Annotated in this window: 17 protein-coding genes and 2 pseudogenes; 10 read left to right on the top strand and 9 right to left on the bottom strand. The window is 73.5% G+C overall.

What is annotated here, in order from left to right; all coding sequences use genetic code 11:
- Positions 1-324 (top strand): annotated as a pseudogene (locus FF36_RS37105) (effector-associated domain EAD1-containing protein); the annotation flags it as partial.
- 66 nt (positions 325-390) lie between these two features.
- On the opposite strand, the gene FF36_RS39870 reads toward FF36_RS37105, so the two are convergent.
- Together FF36_RS39870 and FF36_RS04610 are read right to left on the bottom strand one after the other, a co-directional pair.
- Complete coding sequence (locus tag FF36_RS39870) at positions 391-2964, bottom strand: hypothetical protein (RefSeq protein ID WP_044883726.1); 2574 nt, start codon at positions 2962-2964, stop codon at positions 391-393.
- Between the two features lie 333 nt (positions 2965-3297).
- The gene (locus FF36_RS04610; RefSeq protein WP_044883725.1) at positions 3298-4080 is read right to left on the bottom strand and encodes an aminotransferase class IV; all 783 of its coding nucleotides are present in this window, start codon (positions 4078-4080) and stop codon (positions 3298-3300) included.
- A 126-nt stretch (positions 4081-4206) separates the two neighbouring features.
- On the opposite strand from FF36_RS04610, the gene FF36_RS04605 reads away from it, so the two are divergent.
- Both FF36_RS04605 and FF36_RS04600 read left to right on the top strand, forming a co-directional pair.
- Positions 4207-4677, top strand: a complete 471-nt coding sequence (locus tag FF36_RS04605; RefSeq protein WP_044883724.1) for an SCP2 sterol-binding domain-containing protein — start codon at positions 4207-4209, stop codon at positions 4675-4677.
- Positions 4678-4854: 177 nt separating this feature from the next.
- Positions 4855-5070, top strand: coding sequence for a hypothetical protein (locus FF36_RS04600; protein WP_044883723.1), 216 nt, complete (start codon positions 4855-4857; stop codon positions 5068-5070).
- A 33-nt stretch (positions 5071-5103) separates the two neighbouring features.
- Here the strand turns inward: FF36_RS04600 and FF36_RS04595 are convergent, their stop codons facing one another.
- Both FF36_RS04595 and FF36_RS04590 read right to left on the bottom strand, forming a co-directional pair.
- The gene (locus FF36_RS04595; RefSeq protein ID WP_044883722.1) at positions 5104-6006 is read right to left on the bottom strand and encodes a TerB family tellurite resistance protein; all 903 of its coding nucleotides are present in this window, start codon (positions 6004-6006) and stop codon (positions 5104-5106) included.
- Positions 6007-6106: 100 nt separating this feature from the next.
- Positions 6107-7207, bottom strand: a complete 1101-nt coding sequence (locus tag FF36_RS04590; RefSeq protein ID WP_044883721.1) for a GlxA family transcriptional regulator — start codon at positions 7205-7207, stop codon at positions 6107-6109.
- A gap of 423 nt (positions 7208-7630) precedes the next feature.
- On the opposite strand from FF36_RS04590, the gene FF36_RS04585 reads away from it, so the two are divergent.
- The 3 genes from FF36_RS04585 to ypfJ all read left to right on the top strand — a co-directional run bounded on the left by FF36_RS04585 (position 7631) and on the right by ypfJ (position 9972).
- Positions 7631-8398 (top strand): protease, encoded by a 768-nt coding sequence (locus FF36_RS04585; protein ID WP_242422288.1) that lies wholly within the window; start codon positions 7631-7633, stop codon positions 8396-8398.
- A gap of 116 nt (positions 8399-8514) precedes the next feature.
- On the top strand, positions 8515-8946 hold the full coding sequence (locus FF36_RS04580; RefSeq protein ID WP_044883720.1) for an ester cyclase: 432 nt from the start codon (positions 8515-8517) through the stop codon (positions 8944-8946).
- Between the two features lie 135 nt (positions 8947-9081).
- Positions 9082-9972, top strand: coding sequence for a KPN_02809 family neutral zinc metallopeptidase (ypfJ, locus tag FF36_RS04575; protein WP_044883719.1), 891 nt, complete (start codon positions 9082-9084; stop codon positions 9970-9972).
- A gap of 35 nt (positions 9973-10007) precedes the next feature.
- On the opposite strand, the gene FF36_RS04570 is transcribed toward ypfJ, so the two are convergent.
- Positions 10008-10865: a helix-turn-helix transcriptional regulator gene (locus FF36_RS04570; RefSeq protein WP_044883718.1), complete on the bottom strand. Its 858-nt coding sequence runs from the start codon at positions 10863-10865 to the stop codon at positions 10008-10010.
- Between the two features lie 139 nt (positions 10866-11004).
- Here FF36_RS04570 and FF36_RS04565 point away from each other — a divergent pair, with 139 nt between their 5' ends.
- Positions 11005-11706 (top strand): SDR family oxidoreductase, encoded by a 702-nt coding sequence (locus FF36_RS04565; RefSeq protein WP_044883717.1) that lies wholly within the window; start codon positions 11005-11007, stop codon positions 11704-11706.
- An 83-nt stretch (positions 11707-11789) separates the two neighbouring features.
- Here the strand turns inward: FF36_RS04565 and FF36_RS04560 are convergent, their stop codons facing one another.
- Positions 11790-12458: an O-methyltransferase gene (locus FF36_RS04560; protein WP_044883716.1), complete on the bottom strand. Its 669-nt coding sequence runs from the start codon at positions 12456-12458 to the stop codon at positions 11790-11792.
- Between the two features lie 251 nt (positions 12459-12709).
- Here FF36_RS04560 and FF36_RS04555 point away from each other — a divergent pair, with 251 nt between their 5' ends.
- Both FF36_RS04555 and FF36_RS04550 read left to right on the top strand, forming a co-directional pair.
- Positions 12710-13732, top strand: coding sequence for a LysR family transcriptional regulator (locus tag FF36_RS04555; RefSeq protein ID WP_082121684.1), 1023 nt, complete (start codon positions 12710-12712; stop codon positions 13730-13732).
- Positions 13733-13913: 181 nt separating this feature from the next.
- Positions 13914-14225, top strand: a pseudogene (locus FF36_RS04550) (SAM-dependent methyltransferase); the annotation flags it as partial.
- Between the two features lie 193 nt (positions 14226-14418).
- Here FF36_RS04550 and FF36_RS04545 read toward each other — a convergent pair.
- The gene (locus FF36_RS04545; protein ID WP_044883715.1) at positions 14419-14742 is read right to left on the bottom strand and encodes a type II toxin-antitoxin system PemK/MazF family toxin; all 324 of its coding nucleotides are present in this window, start codon (positions 14740-14742) and stop codon (positions 14419-14421) included.
- Positions 14739-15008 carry a hypothetical protein gene (locus FF36_RS04540; RefSeq protein ID WP_011606673.1) on the bottom strand — a complete coding sequence of 90 codons (270 nt, stop codon included), beginning with the start codon at positions 15006-15008 and terminating at the stop codon, positions 14739-14741. The genes FF36_RS04545 and FF36_RS04540 overlap by 4 nt, the downstream gene beginning before the upstream one ends.
- An 89-nt stretch (positions 15009-15097) precedes the next feature.
- On the opposite strand from FF36_RS04540, the gene FF36_RS04535 reads away from it, so the two are divergent.
- Positions 15098-15580 carry an SAM-dependent methyltransferase gene (locus FF36_RS04535; RefSeq protein ID WP_339325591.1) on the top strand — a complete coding sequence of 161 codons (483 nt, stop codon included), beginning with the start codon at positions 15098-15100 and terminating at the stop codon, positions 15578-15580.
- A gap of 94 nt (positions 15581-15674) precedes the next feature.
- On the opposite strand, the gene FF36_RS04530 is transcribed toward FF36_RS04535, so the two are convergent.
- Complete coding sequence (locus tag FF36_RS04530) at positions 15675-16328, bottom strand: nitroreductase family protein (protein WP_044883714.1); 654 nt, start codon at positions 16326-16328, stop codon at positions 15675-15677.
- Between the last annotated feature and the right edge of the window lie 151 nt (positions 16329-16479).

Here is a 16479-nt window from a genome sequence, read left to right as displayed (position 1 = left end):
CCCCTCGACGAGGACCCGGCCGCCGCGCTGGCCGCGGACGCTCCCGCCGGTGCGGTTCCGAGCCTGCCGGGCGCCGCCACCCTGCCCGCGGGCGACCCGCGCGGCGACACCCCGAACATGGCCGAGCCGCCTGGCGTCCCCGAGGATGCTGCCTCGGCAGTCGCGGCCGAGGGGGCTGGGACCGTTGCGGCGCCGGCATCATCGGGCTCCGGGGCCACGGGCCAGGCGGGCGGGGACGAGGGGCACAGACGGATCGGGATTCTCCGGGGGCGCGGGAAGCGCTCGGCTTCGCCGCCGCCGTTTCCTGGCGGGCGGCGCGCCTGATCCCTCGCCGACTGGCCGGCACGTCCGCCGCCCAGACCGGTCTGCGGTGGTGTGGCGCTCACGGCGTCAAACGGTGCTCACGGTCACCGCGCCGCCGGTCGCCGCCGCGAGGAGCTGACTCAGGCCACGGCCGTAGCTGGTGCTCCCGTCGAAGCGGCTCCATTCCGCCAGCGCCGTCATCATGGTCCGCAGCTCCGTCGTGGATGCCTCGCCGGTCCGGGCTCGCTCGATCAGGCTGTGCACCCGGGCGGTCCAGGTGAGGGCGTCGTCGCCCGCGGCCCGCGCCCGGCGTGCGGCCTCGTCGATGCGGGCGCGACGCAGGATCGGCCGGCCGGTGGCGGTCGGCGCCTCGGCGAGCCGGAGCAGTCCGGCGGCCCGCCCGGCGTCGGAGTCGATGCGGCCGTAGGCGGCCAGCGACCGTCGCCACAGCTCCTCGGCCCGGTCCAGGTAGGCCGGACGGCCCGAGGGGATCGGCGAGCCGTCCGGCCTGCGGCCCAGGGTCTGCGCCCCGCCGTCTGGGAAGCCGGCCCAGTCGCCTCGCACCAGGGCCGCGTGCGCGAGCGTCGCGTCGTCGGCGCCGCCCGCCGTCTCCACCACATCCAGCGCAACGCCGGCCTCGGCCGCCCGACCCAGCCGGAACAGCAGGTCCGCGCGCAGGATCCGGGCGTACGCGCTGGCCTGATGCACGGGCAGCTCGGCCAGCCGGGCGACGAACGCGTCGGCCATCGTGAGCGCGTCCACCGCCGCCAGGACCGAGCCTTCGACACCCGCATCGGGTACCGCCGCGGTCATTGCCGGGCGCGCCTGCGCGACCACACCCGGGGGCGCGGCGGGCCCTGCCACCGCGGCCTTTCCCTGCAACGCGACGCCGCCCAGCGCGGCGACTCGGAGCGGCAGGCCGGCCGGGTCCGCAGGCCTGGGGGTCCCGGCGGAGCGCGGCAGCCCACCCGGAGCGGGGGTCCGGGTGGGCACGGGGGTCAGGGCCGGAGAGGGCGCTGGGATCGGGGAGGGCGCTGGAGGCGGGGAGGGTGCCCGGGTCGGGGAGGGCGTGGGCGCCGGGGAGGGCCGGTCCGTCGGCAGGGGGGAACCGGTCGCGGTGGGGACGTCGACAGCAGGGCCGGTCGGGCCGGATGGGATGGCCATACCGGGTGGGATGGCCATGCCGGTGGGAGTGGTCGGATCGGCCGGGTCGCTTCGCGCCGGGGCGCTGTCTGTGGCTGGGAGTGCCGCGGCGTTCGACGTGAGCGGGGAGTCCGGCCCGACTGCGACGGACATGGGGACCGTCCCGCTCCCGGGGCTCTTGACGTCCGGGGCGACCGCGATGTCCCGGGCGACTTCGGCGATCTCGGTGGCCGGGGAGATCGGGCCGTCCGATGGGAGTGGGCCGTCCGGGAGGAGCGGACCGTCCGGAGTGGGCGAGTCGTCCGGAGACACTGGGCGGTCGGGCAGCGGGGAGCCGTCGGGTGGCAGCGGGCGGTCGGGTGGCAGTGGGCCGTGGGGAGGGAGCGGGGGGTCCACCTGGGCGGTGAGGTCCTGGGGGATCGGAAGGCCTCGGATGACCTCCGTGCCTTGGGGAGCCTCCGCGGGTTGGGCGATCTGCCGGCCAGGGGTGACCGCGGTCTCCCGGGGGGCCGGGGGGCGCGCTCGGGGGTCGCCGATGCGCGCAGCGGGCGCTGCGTCCCCGGGTGGGGACCCCGGGTGCCCCGCGGACGACCGGCCGACGGTGAAGCCCCAGCCCAGTATGGCGGGGAGGAAGCCGCCGGCCCGGGAGCGAGCCCGCGGTCCCGTCCGGTGCAGCCCGTGGGCGGAGGCCGTGTGCCGGACGAGCCCCGCCGCACCCGTCCAGCCGAGGACCATGGGCAGGGTGTTGAGCCAGGGGGTGGTGTCCGCGCCGGTGCCGCCGGCGGAGGGGGTACCGGCGGCACCGCGTCTGGTGGCGACCGCGTGAGCCCGCCCCTCCCCGGCGGCCGCGGGCCGGTGCCTCGTCCCGGTGGTGGGCGAGTGGCTGGCATGGGGCGAGTGGCTGGTGGCGGGCGAGCGGCTGGCGCCGAGTCTTCGAGCGGTGGGTGGGAGCGGGCGGCGGGCGGCGGCGGGCGCCTCGGTGCCGGCGCCCGCCGCGGGCGGGATCGACGCGGCGAGCAGACGGGCGCGGGCCATCCGAATCGCGGGGATGACCTCGGCCGCGAGTACGCAGATGACCGCGGTGGTCGGGGCGAGCAGGTCGTGGCGCTGCCGGACGACCGCCTGCGCCGTCCAGGCCGTCAGCGGGCCGTCGGCGGGGGAGACGGACGGCGCCGGGTCGCGGGTGCGGGACGGGGCTGCGGACCGGCCGACGGTGGCGGGCGAGGGTCGCAGGAGGCCCGCGTCGTCCGGGGACCAGTTCCGGTCGAGGGCGAGCGCCGCGAGGTAGAGCGCCTCGTGCACCGCCACGTGGTCGGGATCGGCGGGGTCGTGCTCGCTCTGGCGCAGCTCGCGCAGGGCGCCCTTGGACCGGCCGGCGGCGACGGCTGTCGCGGCGCGAAGGAGGTGGCGCTCGGTCGGCGGCGGGAAGGGATACCGCACGGGCACGCCGGCGGGCTCGACGCGATGTTGCTCGTGCAGCAGGAGCGCTATGAGGAGCCTTGCTGAGGAAAGCGGCATCGGTGCGGTGTTCCTTCACGGGCGACACGGAACCGTATCCGGTTCGGACTGTTCGGACCCGCCGGAAAATGCCGGCGGAGCCATGACAGTACCTAGCATTCCGCCGCCGGGAAATGGTTCGTGGTGGTTCCGTGACGGCCCGGTTGTGGCATCGAATGTAGCTCGCGGAAATGGTCGTCGACGCAAAGATAATGCAAGCACGATCAAGTAGAAGAATGATTTCACTTCGTCCTATCGGCGGCTGGCGTCCCGGGAGGGGNGGGGCCGCCGGCGCGATCGGCGAGAGACGCCACCCGGCTCCGCCGGCCCGGCCGATCCGCGGGTGCCGACCCCTCAGACGAGGTCGCCGGGAACGGCGTCGTACCGACGGGCGAGTTCGGCGATGCGCGGTGTCGGGCCGGCGAAGCGGTGGTCGTCGACGGCGGCTACGGCGGCGATCCCGCGGGAGTTCGTCACGAACGCCGCCTCGAAGCGGTCGAGGTCGGCCAGCCGCACCGGCGCCCGCACGCTGTCCGGCGACCGTTCCAGCAGAGCCATCGTCACGCCGTGCAGGGCCGGCGCGTCCGGCCAGACGACCGCGTCCCCGGCGAGGAAGCCGATGTTGGTCGTCGCACCCTCCGAGACGACGCCACCCGGGCCGGTGAGCAGCGCATCGTCGAAGCCGTGCCGGCGAGCGAGCCGGCCGTACTGGAGCTGACCGAATGTGCCCAGGTGCTTGAGGTGCGGGAACGGCCGTGAGTACGGCACGGACATGAGCCGCTGCGGGGCCGGAGGCGGCTCGGCGGGCGCCCCGACCGCGACGATGAGCCGCGTCGGGTCGCCGTCCGGGGTGCCGGTGACGACGACCCGCACGGTGGCGTCGCGGGTCGAGGCGGCCAGCGCCGCCCGGATCCGAGCGCGCACCAGCTCGCCGTCGAGCGGCTCGGCGTAGAGCTCACGGTTCGCCGCGTCGAGACGTCGCAGGTGCAGGTCGAGACCGCGGGTCCGGCCGTCGCGGACCTGCATGACCGTGAAATGACCGTGGGGAAGCAGGGCCAGCGGAGGTGGATCGTCGAGGGATACGGGACATCCGTCGATCTCGATGCGCAGCAACGCCGGGCTGGCCACGCCGGTCACGATAGCCACCCCGGCGCGGGGTGCCCGATCGGGCGCCCCGGGCGACGAATGCCACCGCGGGGTTCGCTAGCGTGCTCGTGCCGCGCCCGTCGCCTGGCGGGCCGCCCGTCAACGAATGGAGTGGCCATGTCCGACCTCGCCGTCGACCCCACGGCCGACCCGGCCAAGATCGTCAGCGGTCTGTCCACCCTGTCGGAGCGGGAGATCTCCGATCTGCTGGGTGGCCCGGCCGGGGAGGGCGTCCTTGACGAGATCTTCCGCCAGATGCGCGACACGTTCCGGCCCGAGCAGGCGCAGGGTGAGAACGCGCTGGTCCGCTTCGCGCTCACCGGCGGCCCGGGGGGCAGCACCCGCACCTACGAACTGCGCGTCGTCGACGGCGCCTGCACGCTCGCGACCGAGCCGCCGGCCGGCTCGGGCACGGCGCCGGCCGACCGTGCGCTGACCATCACCACCGACCGGGTCCGCTTCGTTCGGGTGCTCACCGGCCAGGCCAGCGGCGCCAAGCTGTTCCTCACCCGGAAAATCAAGATTGACGGCGACCTGAAGTTCGGCGGCAAGGTGATGGGGTGGTTCGGGATCAAGCAGGACGACTGAGCCGGCGTGCGCCCGGCGCCGCCCGGCTCGCGGTGACGCACTCCGTGTACGGAACGCATTACTGTCGGTTGACGATGGTGGCGGGTCGGGTGGTTCCGGTCGGTGGGCGCGCGGCCGGTGGACGCGGTCGGGTGGGCGCGGTCGGGTGGGCGCGGTCGGGTGGGCGCGGGAGGGTGAATGGTGCGGCTGGTGCTCGACGGCCGGGCGTATGACCTGCCGGCCGGGACCGACGCGGCCGCGCTCCGTCGACGCGCCGAGGAGGTGATGAGCGGCCGGGCCGGCAACGTCGGGCTCGACCAGATCACCCTCGCGGACGGCGACGTCCTGGCGGTGAACTGGCGCGCGGTCGGCACGGTCCGCGTCATCGAGGCGGGCTCGGAGGACGACGCCTGACCGGCGGCCGGACGCCGGACGCCGGACGCCGGGTCAGAGGGCGAACTCGGCCGGCTCCAGCCCGAGGGCGAGCGCCGCCTCCCGCACGACCGCCCGCTCGCTGGCGACGAACTCCCCGTCGACCAGGCCGATGACCTGTCCGATCCGCACGACGGCGACGGCCTGCGCCACCCGGCCGCGCACCTTGGCGATCTCGGCCAGCGCCGCGTGGCGGCCGGCTGCGAAGTCCGCGGTCAGCCGATCGAGGTGTGCCTCGAACAGCCGCACCGTGTCCTGCTCAGGGAACTGGGACAGCACCGGGTCGGTGGCGGCGAAGCCGCGCACCCCCTCCCGCTCGGTCGGGTCGATGTGTCCGTCGGCGGCGGTGACCAGCGCACACATCGCCACCGCCGCGTCGCGGAAGGCCAGCGTCCGCAGCTCCTCGCGGCGGGCGAAGAGCTGCGACCGCAGCGAGGCCAGCGACGGCAGCCGCCGGTTGGCCCCGGCGGGGTCCAGCCCGCGCCACAGCGGCCAGCCCTCGGCCAGCCAGCGGCGCACGACCTCGGCCATGGACAGCGGGCGTAGCCGCGTCGCGAGCAGGACGTCGATGTTCACCGGGACGAGGGTGTGCTCCCCCCAGCGGGATGGGGTCGGGATGTCGGTCGGCCAGACCCCGGCGAACAGCACGCTGAGCACATGGTCCGTCGCGGATTCCGGAGAACGGCCGGTGATGGAGCCGTCGTGCTCGACCGCGCCGACGAACTGCCGGGAGACGACCCGCGGCCCGGCGAGCCGCCCCACCTGCCGCTCGAGTGCGTCGTCGGTGCTCTCGCCGCTGACCACCGGGCCACCGGGGAGCACGTGCCAGACATCGTCCGGCGGTCGTGCCAGCAGCACCCGGTCGTCGATCCGCAGCAACAGCCGGACATCGAGCCGAACGGCGGCCTGGACTGGCATACCGACTCCCCTCCCGAAGACGCACGGCACAAGGTGGGTCACTCGCTGACGGCATCATCCCCCAGGCGGGCCGATGACCCGACCCGACGGTTCGGCTGCGTCACCGTGCACTGTGAGGTGTCCGGCTCCGGTGGCCCATCGGTGTGGGCGCGTCCGCGACGAGGACCGCCGACCGGGCCATGCCCGTCACCGCCGTTCCGGCTGTTCCGGCCGTTCCGGCGCTTCTGGCCGCCTCGACCGTCCTGGCGCTCGGGGCCGGGGTGCCGCCGCCGAAGGTCCGCCGGTAGGCCCGCGGGCTCGTCCCGACCAGCCGGCGGAACTGCTCCCGGAAGGCGGCCGGCGAGCCGAACCCGACCTGCGCGGCGATGGCCTCCACCGGATGGCAGGTGGTCTCCAGCAGGTACTGGGCCCGGCGCAGCCGCGAGCGCTGCAACCAGGCCACCGGCGTCAACCCCGTCTGTTCGCGGAAGCGGCGGTTGAGCGTGCGAGTGCTGACCATCGCGTGCGCCGCGATGTCGGCGAGGGTGAGCTCGCGGTGGACGTTCGCCGTCAGCCAGTGCAGCAGCGGTTCCAGCTCGGTGCCGTCGGGCGGCGGCTGCTCGCGGGCGATGAACTGCGCCTGCCCGCCGTCGCGTTGGAGCGGCATGACGGACATCCGGGCGGTCTCGGCGGCGACGGCCGTGCCGTGGTCGCGGCGCACCATGTGCAGGCACAGGTCCATCCCGGCGGCGGCGCCGGCCGAGGTCAGGATCTGCCCGTTGTCGATGAACAGGACGTTCGGGTCGACGTCGACGGCGGGATGGCGCCGCGCGAGCTCCGCCGCGGCGATCCAGTGGGTGGTGGCGCGCAGCCCGTCGAGCAGGCCCGCCGCGGCGAGGACGAAGGCGCCGGCGCAGATCGAGGCGAGCCGCGCCCCACCCGCCGCGGCGGTCCGCAGCGCGTCGAGTACCTCGACGTCCGGCTCCGTCGCGGGGTCGTCGCAACCCGGCACGATGACGGTGTCCGCCGCGGTCAGCGCGTCGAGCCGCCAGGGAGCGCGCAGGGCGAACGCGCCGGTCGTCACCTCCGCGTTCGCGGCGCAGAGCCGCACCTCGTAGGCCGGGCGGCCGTCCGCCAGGCGGGTGCGACCGAAGATGTCCAGCGGTGTCGCGAGGTCGGACGGGACGACGTCGTCCATCGCGAGGACGGCCACCACGTGCATAGCGGCCAACCTAACCCGGTCCCGCGACGCCCGTCCGCCCGCTTCCTGGGCCGCCGACGGGAGCCCGCGGCGGCTCGACGGGCCCGTCCCGGTCCGATGGGCCGAGGCCGGGCGCGAGGTCGGGGGTTCGGGCGAGCCCGATGGTGGCGCACGGATCATTTCCGTCGTCCAGCGGGCGTTTTAGCAGCATTTGAGCTGTTTGTGCTGGTAGGAGGCCTGGGGGGCGCGGACGGGCGGGTCCGCGGCCGCCGGCACCGGCGGGGGTTGGCGAGAAGGCGGCGATATCTGGCAATCCTGCCGACGTGCCGGCGTCCCGGGGGTCGTAGCGTCGACGTCGTACCGTCCGACCCTTCTCCCGGCTCCGCGATGTCCGCGGCTCGGTGATCCCCGCGGCTTAGCGATCCCCGCGGCTTGGTGATCTCCGTGGCTTCGCGGGCGGGCGGTGCCCGTTCCGGCGAGGTGTTGCGTGAACTGCTTGCTGTGCTCTCGGCCGCCGCGGCCGGCGCCCGAGGCGTCCCGCGGGGCGAAAGCGTGACCAAGTTCCTGCTCAGCGTGCACGTCCTTGCCGCGATCGTCGCGATCGGACCGGTCACGGTGGCGGCGAGCATGTTCCCACCGGCCGCCCGCGCGGCGTTGGCCCGGCCCGGCGACGAGCACTCCGCCGGGATCGCGCGGGTGCTGTACCGGATCTGCGGGATCTACTCGGCGCTCGGCCTGCTCGTGGTCGTGTTCGGGTTCTTCACCGCGCAGAGCCTCGACGTGCTCGGCCAGACCTGGCTCATGGTCGCGATCGCGCTGACCGGCCTCGCCGCGCTCGTGCTCGCGTTCGCGATCCTGCCCGCGCAGCGCAACCTCATCGACGAGATCACCGCCGCCTCGGCCGCCCGCGTCGCCGGCAGCGGAGCCGGCACCGACACCGACACCGACACCGGCAGCGGCGAGGCCTCGCCCGGGGGCGCGCCCGCCGCCGGGGCCGTCTCGGCGATGGACCTGCCGACCGCCGACATGCCGACCACCAGCCTGCCCGCCTCCCGCGTGGCGGCGGCCCTGGACAGCGGCGCGGCGACCGGCAACGGCATCGCGCTCGCCCGCACCAAGCGCCTCGCGATGACCGCAGGCATCTTCAACCTGCTCTGGGCCACCGTCACCGTGCTGATGATCCTCCGCCCCGGCTCGACCACCGGCGTCTGACCGCCGTCCGTCGCCGCCTGTCGGTCGCGGGATCCGGTGAATCCGTCGTCGCGCGGCCGTGTCCGATGGGATGATTCCGCCTCGGTGAGGTCGCGGCGACGCAGCGGGAGGGCCGGATGGGGGAGGCACTGGACACGGTCAAGCGGGCGCTGGACGCCTTCGACGCCGGTGACGAGGCTGCGGTCCACGCGCTGCTCGACGACGACCTCGTCGTCGAGGCCCCCGGTGGGGTGCGCATCTGCGGGCGCGACGCCGCCGCCGGGTACAGCGCCGCGTTCCTCGCCGCGTTCGGCGACGCGGACGTCGACACGCACATCCTCGCCGAGCAGGGCGAGCTCGTCGTCGAGGAGTACACCCTCACCGCCACGCACACCGGGATCCTGCGCGACGCCGACGGCACCGAGCACCCCCCGACCGGGCGGCGCGTCACCCTGCGGGTCGTCGAGGTCTACCGCGTCCAGCACGGCCTGATCACCGAGAACCGCCTCTACTTCGACCAGACCCTGCTGGCCCGCCAGCTCGACGCCGCCGACCAGCCACCCCGCTGACGGCACCGGCCCACCGGCCGCCGCACGCCGCACACCGCGGGTCGATGTTCGACGGCTGACCGGCACGGACATACTGCCTTGCGGAACCCGGCGAACCGGACAGGTCCGCGATCGGGACAGGGCGAAGGGCGGGACATGCAGTTCGACGACGACTCGGTGGACGCCTCCGAGCTGGAGGACCAGCGCGGGGGTGGGGGGCTCGGCCGGGGACTCGCGGTCGGTGGCGGCGGGGCCGGCATCCTCGGCGTGGTGATCTACCTGCTCGTCGCGGTCCTCGGCGGCGGCGGGTCGGGCTCGGCCGGGTCGCCGCTGTCACAGCCCGGCGGCGGCACGTCCGGCGGCGGCACGTCCGGCGACGTCGCCCGGCGCTGCAACACCGCCGGGGCGATCGACCAGTACGACGACTGCTTCGTCCTCAAGGCGTTCAACGAGATCAACGAGGTGTGGGGCGCCCAGTTCGCCCGCAGCGGCCAGACCTACACCAAGCCGCGGCTGGTCTACTTCTCCCAGTCGGTGCGCACCGGCTGCGGCACGGCGTCGTCGCAGGTCGGGCCGTTCTACTGCCCGCCGGACCGCAAGGTGTACATCGACCTGGGCTTCCTCGACCAGCTCCAGCGCAACTACGGCGCCCAGGGCCGCTACGCGCAGGCGTACATCGTCGCCCACGAGGTCGGCCACCACCTGCAGACGCTCACCGGCACCGAGGCGCGCGTCCGCCAGGCCCAGCAGGCCGACCCGTCCCGGGAGAACCCGCTCAGCGTCCAGCTCGAACTGCAGGCCGACTGCTACGCCGGGGTGTGGAGCACGTTGGCGAACAACGCGGGCAACGTCACCATCGGCGAGGCCGACCTCGACGAGGCCCTCGGCGCCGCCCAGGCCGTCGGCGACGACCGCATCCAGGCCCAGGCCGGCCAGGTCAACCCGGAGACCTGGACCCACGGCTCCGCCCAGCAGCGCAAGAACTCGTTCCTCACCGGCTACCGCGGCGCCACCCTGGCCTCCTGCGGCACCGTCCCCCACGCCTGAGCGGATGCGACGTCATCGAGTACGCCCGCCGACCGCTACCGCGGGGTACTGCCTACGGTCATCGCCTCGGTGCCGATGACGTTGAGGAGCCTGAGTCGGTCGGCGGCCTCGCTACCGGGGGCGGCGGTGTAGGCGACGATGCGCAGGTCTCCGCCGGGAGCGGTGAGCACGTCGCAGTCGAGGGCGAGCACGCCGACGGTGGGGTGGTGGACGGTCTTGGTGACCGCCTCGTGGACGCCGACGACTCCGGCGTCCCACATCTGCGCGAAGGTGATGCTGACGTCCCGTAGGTCCCTGATCAGGGCGCGCAGGCCGGCATCGTCGGGGTAGCGGGCGGCCGCCGCCCGCAGATCGCCGACCATGGCCGCCCTGAACCGGGTCTCCTGCTCGGGGGTGTGGCTGATCCGGCTCGGCGGACCGGTGAAATGCAGCCAGACGATGTTGCGCTCCCGTCCGCGCAGCGCGGACGGGTCCCCGAGCAGGGCGGCCCACAACGGGTTCCACAGGATCAGGTTCCAGGCGGCGTCCCACACGCTCAGCGGCGCGCCGTCGAGCTGGTCGAGCAGCCGTCGGACCCCAGGCGGGATGTGCGCCGACACCTGCCCGGGACCCGGCGCCCACTGGCCCGCGAGCAGGTACAGATGCTCGCGTTCGGCCGCCGACAGGCGCAGCGCGCGGGCGAGGGCGGACAGCACCTGCGCGGACGGGGAGGTCGCCCGGCCCTGCTCCAGGCGGACGAGGTAGTCCACCGACAGGCCGGCGAGCTGCGCCACTTCCTCGCGGCGCAGCCCGGCAGCCCGACGTACTCCGCCGGCGGGCAGCCCCACCGTGGCCGGAGCCATGCGGTCGCGCCAGCCACGCAGCGCCCGGCCCAGTTCCCTGGATCCGCTCACGTTTCCCAGTATCCGCCGGCGGTGCCCGAACAGCCTGGTACTGCTAGTCCACCGGCAACGATGGGCACTGGCTGCCCGTCCGGGGTACGGGCGAGGGTGGAAGCGACACCAGCCCGCCGATCACCGGAGTCGATCACCCATGACCACCACCCTGATCACCGGAGCGAACAAGGGCCTCGGCTTCGAGACCGCCCGCCGCCTGACCGAGGCCGGGCACACCGTCTACGTCGGGGCGCGCGACGCGGACCGCGGCCGGGAGGCGGCCGGGCGGCTCGGCGCCCGCTTCGTGCAGCTCGACGTCACCGACGAGGATTCCGTCGAGGCTGCGGCCAAGACCGTCCGCGCGGAGGCCGGCGGCCTCGATGTTCTGGTCAACAACGCCGGGATCGTGGGCGCGCGCAAGCTCGGCCGGCTCGGCGAGGTCACCGCGGCCGACATGCTGGCCACGTACGACACGAACGTCTTCGGCGTCGTGCGGGTCACGCGGGCCTTCCTGCCGCTGTTGGCGGACAGCGACGCCCCGGTCGTCGTCAACGTCGGCAGCGGTCTCGGCTCGCTGGCGGCCACCAGCGACCCCAGCCGGATCGAGTCCCAGGTGACGGGGCTGGACTACCACTCCTCCAAGACCGCGCTGGTCATGATCACCTCGCAGTACGCCAAGGCGTTCCCCGCCATCCGGTTCAACACCGTCGACCCCGGCTACACCGCCACCGACCTCAACGGCCACCAGGGCACCCAGACCGTCGAGGAGGGCGCGGAGGTCATCGTCCGCCTGGCGACGATCGGCGCCGACGGCCCGACCGGCGGCTACTTCGACAGGACCGGCCCGGCCGCCTGGTGACGGGCCGGTCAGTAGTGGCTGGCGGGGCCAGTGGTGGCTGGCGCGGCCAGTGGCGGATGGCGAGGCAGTGGCGCAGGGCGGGATCAGTGGCGCAGGGCGAGGTCGAGGCCGTCGTCGAGGGGGATCTCGACGCCTGTGTAGCCGTTGCCGGGGGTGTGGACGTAGTCGAGGTAGTCGCGGGTCTCCGCGGGGAACAGGGTGACGTCGTCGGCGACGATGAGGGCGCCGGGGGCGAGCCGGGGTTCGAGCAGGCGCAGCAGCGGCAGGTAGAGCTGGTTCCAGCCGTCGAGGAGCAGCAGGTCGATGGGTCCGGGCAGTTCGCGCAGGGTCTCGAACGCGTCCCCCGTCCGGATCTCGACGAATGCGTCCAGGCCGGCCTCGGCGAGGTTCCCGGCCGCCGCCTTCGCCTTCGTGGCCGACAGCTCGGTGGTGATGATCCGGCCGGCGCCGTTGTCCCGCGCGGCCGCCGCGAGATGAATCGCCGAGATGCCGTAGGACGTGCCGAACTCGACGGTCAGCGCCGGCCGGTTCGCGCGGGCGAGCAGGTAGAGCAGCGTGCCGACCTCCCGGGACACCGGCATGTAGACGTCGGCGGCGAGCTCGGCCAGCTCCACCGCGGTGAAGTCCCCGATGGTCCGGTCGGGCCCCACCGTCGATCGGAAAGCGTCGAGGGTGATGGCGTCGTTCTCGGCGGCGGCGAACGAGCGGTCGAGGACCGCGCTGACGGCTTCGTCCTGCAGGAAAATGGGCATGCGGAAGCAATCCCTTTCGAGGTGCGGTGGGATTCGAGGTGCGGGTGGGCGGTGGGCGGTGGGATGTGGAGGTGGGATGAGCTGGGTCGGTCCATGCCGCGCTTGCCCGGAGCCCAGAACGGCTGGATGGATCGGCCGTCACGGCAGCTCTTCGACGGTTTACGTAACATCGCGATAGGTCGTTAGGGCTGAGCGTAGGACGACGACGATCTGCCTTCAAATGCAACTATGGCAATGCGAGGATGCATGCCATGCATTCCGCCGCCGACCTTCCCGCCGCCACCGGACGCGACGGAAGGCCGATACATCCCGTGCTCCTCCCGGCCGCCGCGCCCGGCGAATCCGCCGAGGCCCGCCCGCTCGCCGGCGTTGATCTCAACCTGCTGGTCACCCTGGACGCGCTGCTGGCCGAGCGGAGCGTGAGCGGCGCGGCGCGGCGCCTGCACCTCACCGAGCCGGCGGTGAGCCGGGCGTTGGGACGCATCCGCAAGGCCACCGGTGACCCGATCCTCGTGCGCGCCGGCAACGCCATGGTCCCGACCCCGCGCGCCCTGGAGATCCACGCCGAGGTGCACGCCCTCGTCCAGCGCGCCCACGCCGTGTTCGCGCCGGTGGGGGCGCCGGACCTCGCCACCCTGGACCGGACCTTCACCATCCTCGGCAGCGACATGCTCGTCGCCGCGATCGGCGTGGACCTGCTCGACCGGCTGGCCCGCCAGGCCCCCCGCGTGCGCCTGCGCTTCCTGCCGGAGCCGACGCCGTCGGCGGACCCCCTGCGCGACGGCACCGCCGATCTGGAGATCGGCCAGATCGACTCCACCGCACCGGAGATCCGCGTCGAGACCCTCGGCGAGGATTCGGCCATCGCCGTGGTCCGCGCCGGACACCCGCTCACCGAGCGTCCGCTGACCCCGCAGCGTCTCGCGGCCGCCCGGCACGTCGTCGCCTCGCGCCGCGGCCGGCTCCATGGGCCGATCGACGACGCGCTGGCGACCCTCGGCCTGCGCCGCGCGGTCGTCGCCTCCGTTCCGTCACATACCGTTGCGCTGGCGCTCGTCGCGCAGAGCGATCTCGTGGGCGTGGCGCCGCGGCGGCTCGGCCGGGACAGGCTCGCCGCGCTTGGCCTCGTGCCCCTCGATCTCGGCCTGGACCTGCCGTCCCTGTCCCTGTGCCTGGCCTGGCATCCCCGCTTCGACGCCGACGCCTCCCACCGCTGGCTGCGCGCCCAGGTCCGCGACGTCATCCGCGGATCAATAACTCAGAGTGAATTCTAGGTCGGCCCCACCTCTGGGGGTCGTGTCTTCGATGACCCCTGAAAACACTGCGGGATAAGGTTTTCGGGCTCGGTTCTTCGAGTCGGACGCGCCGGTGGGGGTTGATGCGGTGAGTAATGCTGGACGGTGGGCCGCAGGGTCCGAGGGATCAGCCGTCGACGCCGGGCGCCGGAGCGACCCGGTGGATCTGCGCGTCGACCAGCCTCATGTGGCCCGGATGTACGACTACTACCTCGGCGGGAAGGACAACTTCCCGGCCGACCGCGAGGCCGCCGAGCAGGCCATCGCCGCCTTCCCGAACGCGCCGCTCGCCGCCCGCCAGAACCGCGCGTTCCTCGTCAGGGCCGCCCGCTACCTCGCCACCGAGGTGGGCATCCGGCAGTTCCTCGACGTCGGGACCGGCATCCCGACCTCGCCGAACCTGCACGAGGTCGTGCAGGGCATCGCCCCCGATGCCCGGGTCGTCTACGCGGACAACGACCCGACCGCCCTCGTACCGCTCTCAGGGTTCTGACCTGCATCTTTTTGGTGATCGGGCCGTATCCGGGTCCGTACCCGGGTTGCGCATTCCGCGCGGCTCGGCCGGGGGGCGGTAAGCACCGCTCGACAGGTCTGTCAGCTGTGTCGGACCTCCGTCTTCACCCGGTCGCGCGGGGAGGTCGATGTACGGGAGCCAGACGATGCGCTCAGCGCAGCAGGCCGAGGTAGCGCGAGAGGGTGTGCTCGACCTGGGCCATGTCGTCGCGGGAGAGGTAGTCCACGAGTTCACCCGTGACATAGGAGCTGTCGATGGTGCGGATCTGGTCGATCAGGATCCTGGTCGACCGTCCCGTAATGATCACCTCTGGTCTGAAGGTGGACGCCTGTGCGCTGGTCGACGTGGGCACGATCGTGACCGTGGACCACGCGTTCTGCTCCATGCTCAGGACGAGGCCGAGTCGACGTCCCCGCTGTTCATACCCGCGCTTGGCGTCGCCGAGGTCCACCGGGTACACGGCGCCGCGGATCACGGGTGGTCCTGGGACCTGGCTGGTACCGCGAGGTTCGTACCTGTGATCACGATGTTGCCGTTGGTGTCGTACTCCCATGCATCGGGCTCGGCGGACAGGTCCTCATTCCGCAGCCGGTGCATGTCCTCGCGGGCACGCACCTCCCACGCCTCCCGGTCCAGCAGTCGCAGGGCGCGCCGGATGACGTCGCTGGTCTTCTCGTCCTGGCGACGGTTGGCCTCAACGATCCGGAGGTCCTCTTCGGTGGGGCGGAATCCGACACTCATGACTCCACTGTACAACAAACGTACAACATCCGAAGGGGTCGGTGGACGCGTAGGGCAGGGGCATGTGTATCCCGGGGCTGGTACCCATCGTGCTCACGCACGCCCGCGCGCTGCTGACCAGCACGCCCCAGGGCCGGACCGCCTACCTCCACGCCGACCTGCACGACCCGGCGAGCATCCTCGACTCCGCGGAGCTGCGCTCGACGTTCGACCTGACCCGGCCGGTCGCGCTCTCCCTGATCGCGATCTTCCACTTCTTCCCCGACGACCACGACCCGCACGGCATCGTGCGCCGCCTCGTGGACGGCCTGCCCTCCGGCAGCCACGTCGTCATCACCCACTCGACCGCCGACTACGACCAGGGGGTGGCGCGGCTCGTCCAGACCTACCTGGACCGCGGCATCCCCGCCGCGGCCCGCAGCCGCGCCGAGGTCGAGTCCCTGTTCGTCGGCCTGGAGCCGGTCGAGCCCGGCGTCCAGCTCCTGCATCGTTGGCGCCCCGACGCCGACGTCCCACCCGAGCTCACCGACGCCCAGGTCAGCGGCTACGGCGGCATCGCCCGCAAGCCGTAGCCACCGGCTTCTCCCCGGGCTCTGCGGCCACCACCTGCCACCGCGGCCACCATCTGCCACCGCGGCCACCACCTGCCACCGCGGCCACCACCTGCTACCAGTGATTGCGGTGCAGCACCTGGTCGAGGGGGACGCGGGAAGCCGGTCGGAAGTCGGTGCCGAGGGTGTAGGCGAGGGGGATGAACGCGGCCAGCATCACCTGGTCGTACGGGACTCCCAGCACCTCGGCCATCTCACGTTCGAGGGGCGCCTGCGCGGTCGTCCACACCGTGCCCAACCCCCGCGCGCGAGCGGCGAGCATGAAGCTCCACACGGCTGGCAGGATCGAGCCCCAGGTCATCGACTGGGCGAGGACGGACGCGTCGTCGGTCCGTCCCTCCACACAGGGGACGACGAGCGCGGGTACCCGGTGGATGTTGTCGTAGAGGTGCCGGAAGCCGCTGCTGATCCTGGCCAACGACGTCGGGTGGGCGTTCATCCGCTCGACGTCGTGCCGCGTCAGCGGGCTGGCCTGCGGGTCGGCTGCGGCGACGGCCCGCCGGAAGACATCCGCGAGCGCCCGGCGTCGTTCGGAGTCGGTGACCACGACGAAGTGCCATCGTTGCCGGTTGCGGCCCGTCGGTGCCTGCACGGCGAGCTCGACGCATTCCTGGATGAGCTCCCACGGCACCGGCCGGGACAGGTCGAGCCGGTGGCGCACCGCCCGAGTGGTGGACAACAGCTCGTCCGACGACAGGTCCAGCAGCATGCTCGTGCCTCCCAGGGCCTGGTGCGGATCGGGGCTTCCACAGGTTGCCCGGCGGCGGCGCCAGGGCGGTAGCGTCCGGTTTCATCAGGTGAAAGCGGCGCGGCGACGGGCGCGTGTGCAGAGCCGTGATGCGATCACGCGACGCCGGGGG

This window comes from Frankia torreyi (assembly GCF_000948395.1).
Taxonomy (GTDB): Bacteria; Actinomycetota; Actinomycetes; order Frankiales; family Frankiaceae; genus Frankia; species Frankia torreyi.
Note: the sequence above shows the minus strand (reverse complement) of the source record. Positions and strands in the feature narration are given on the sequence as shown.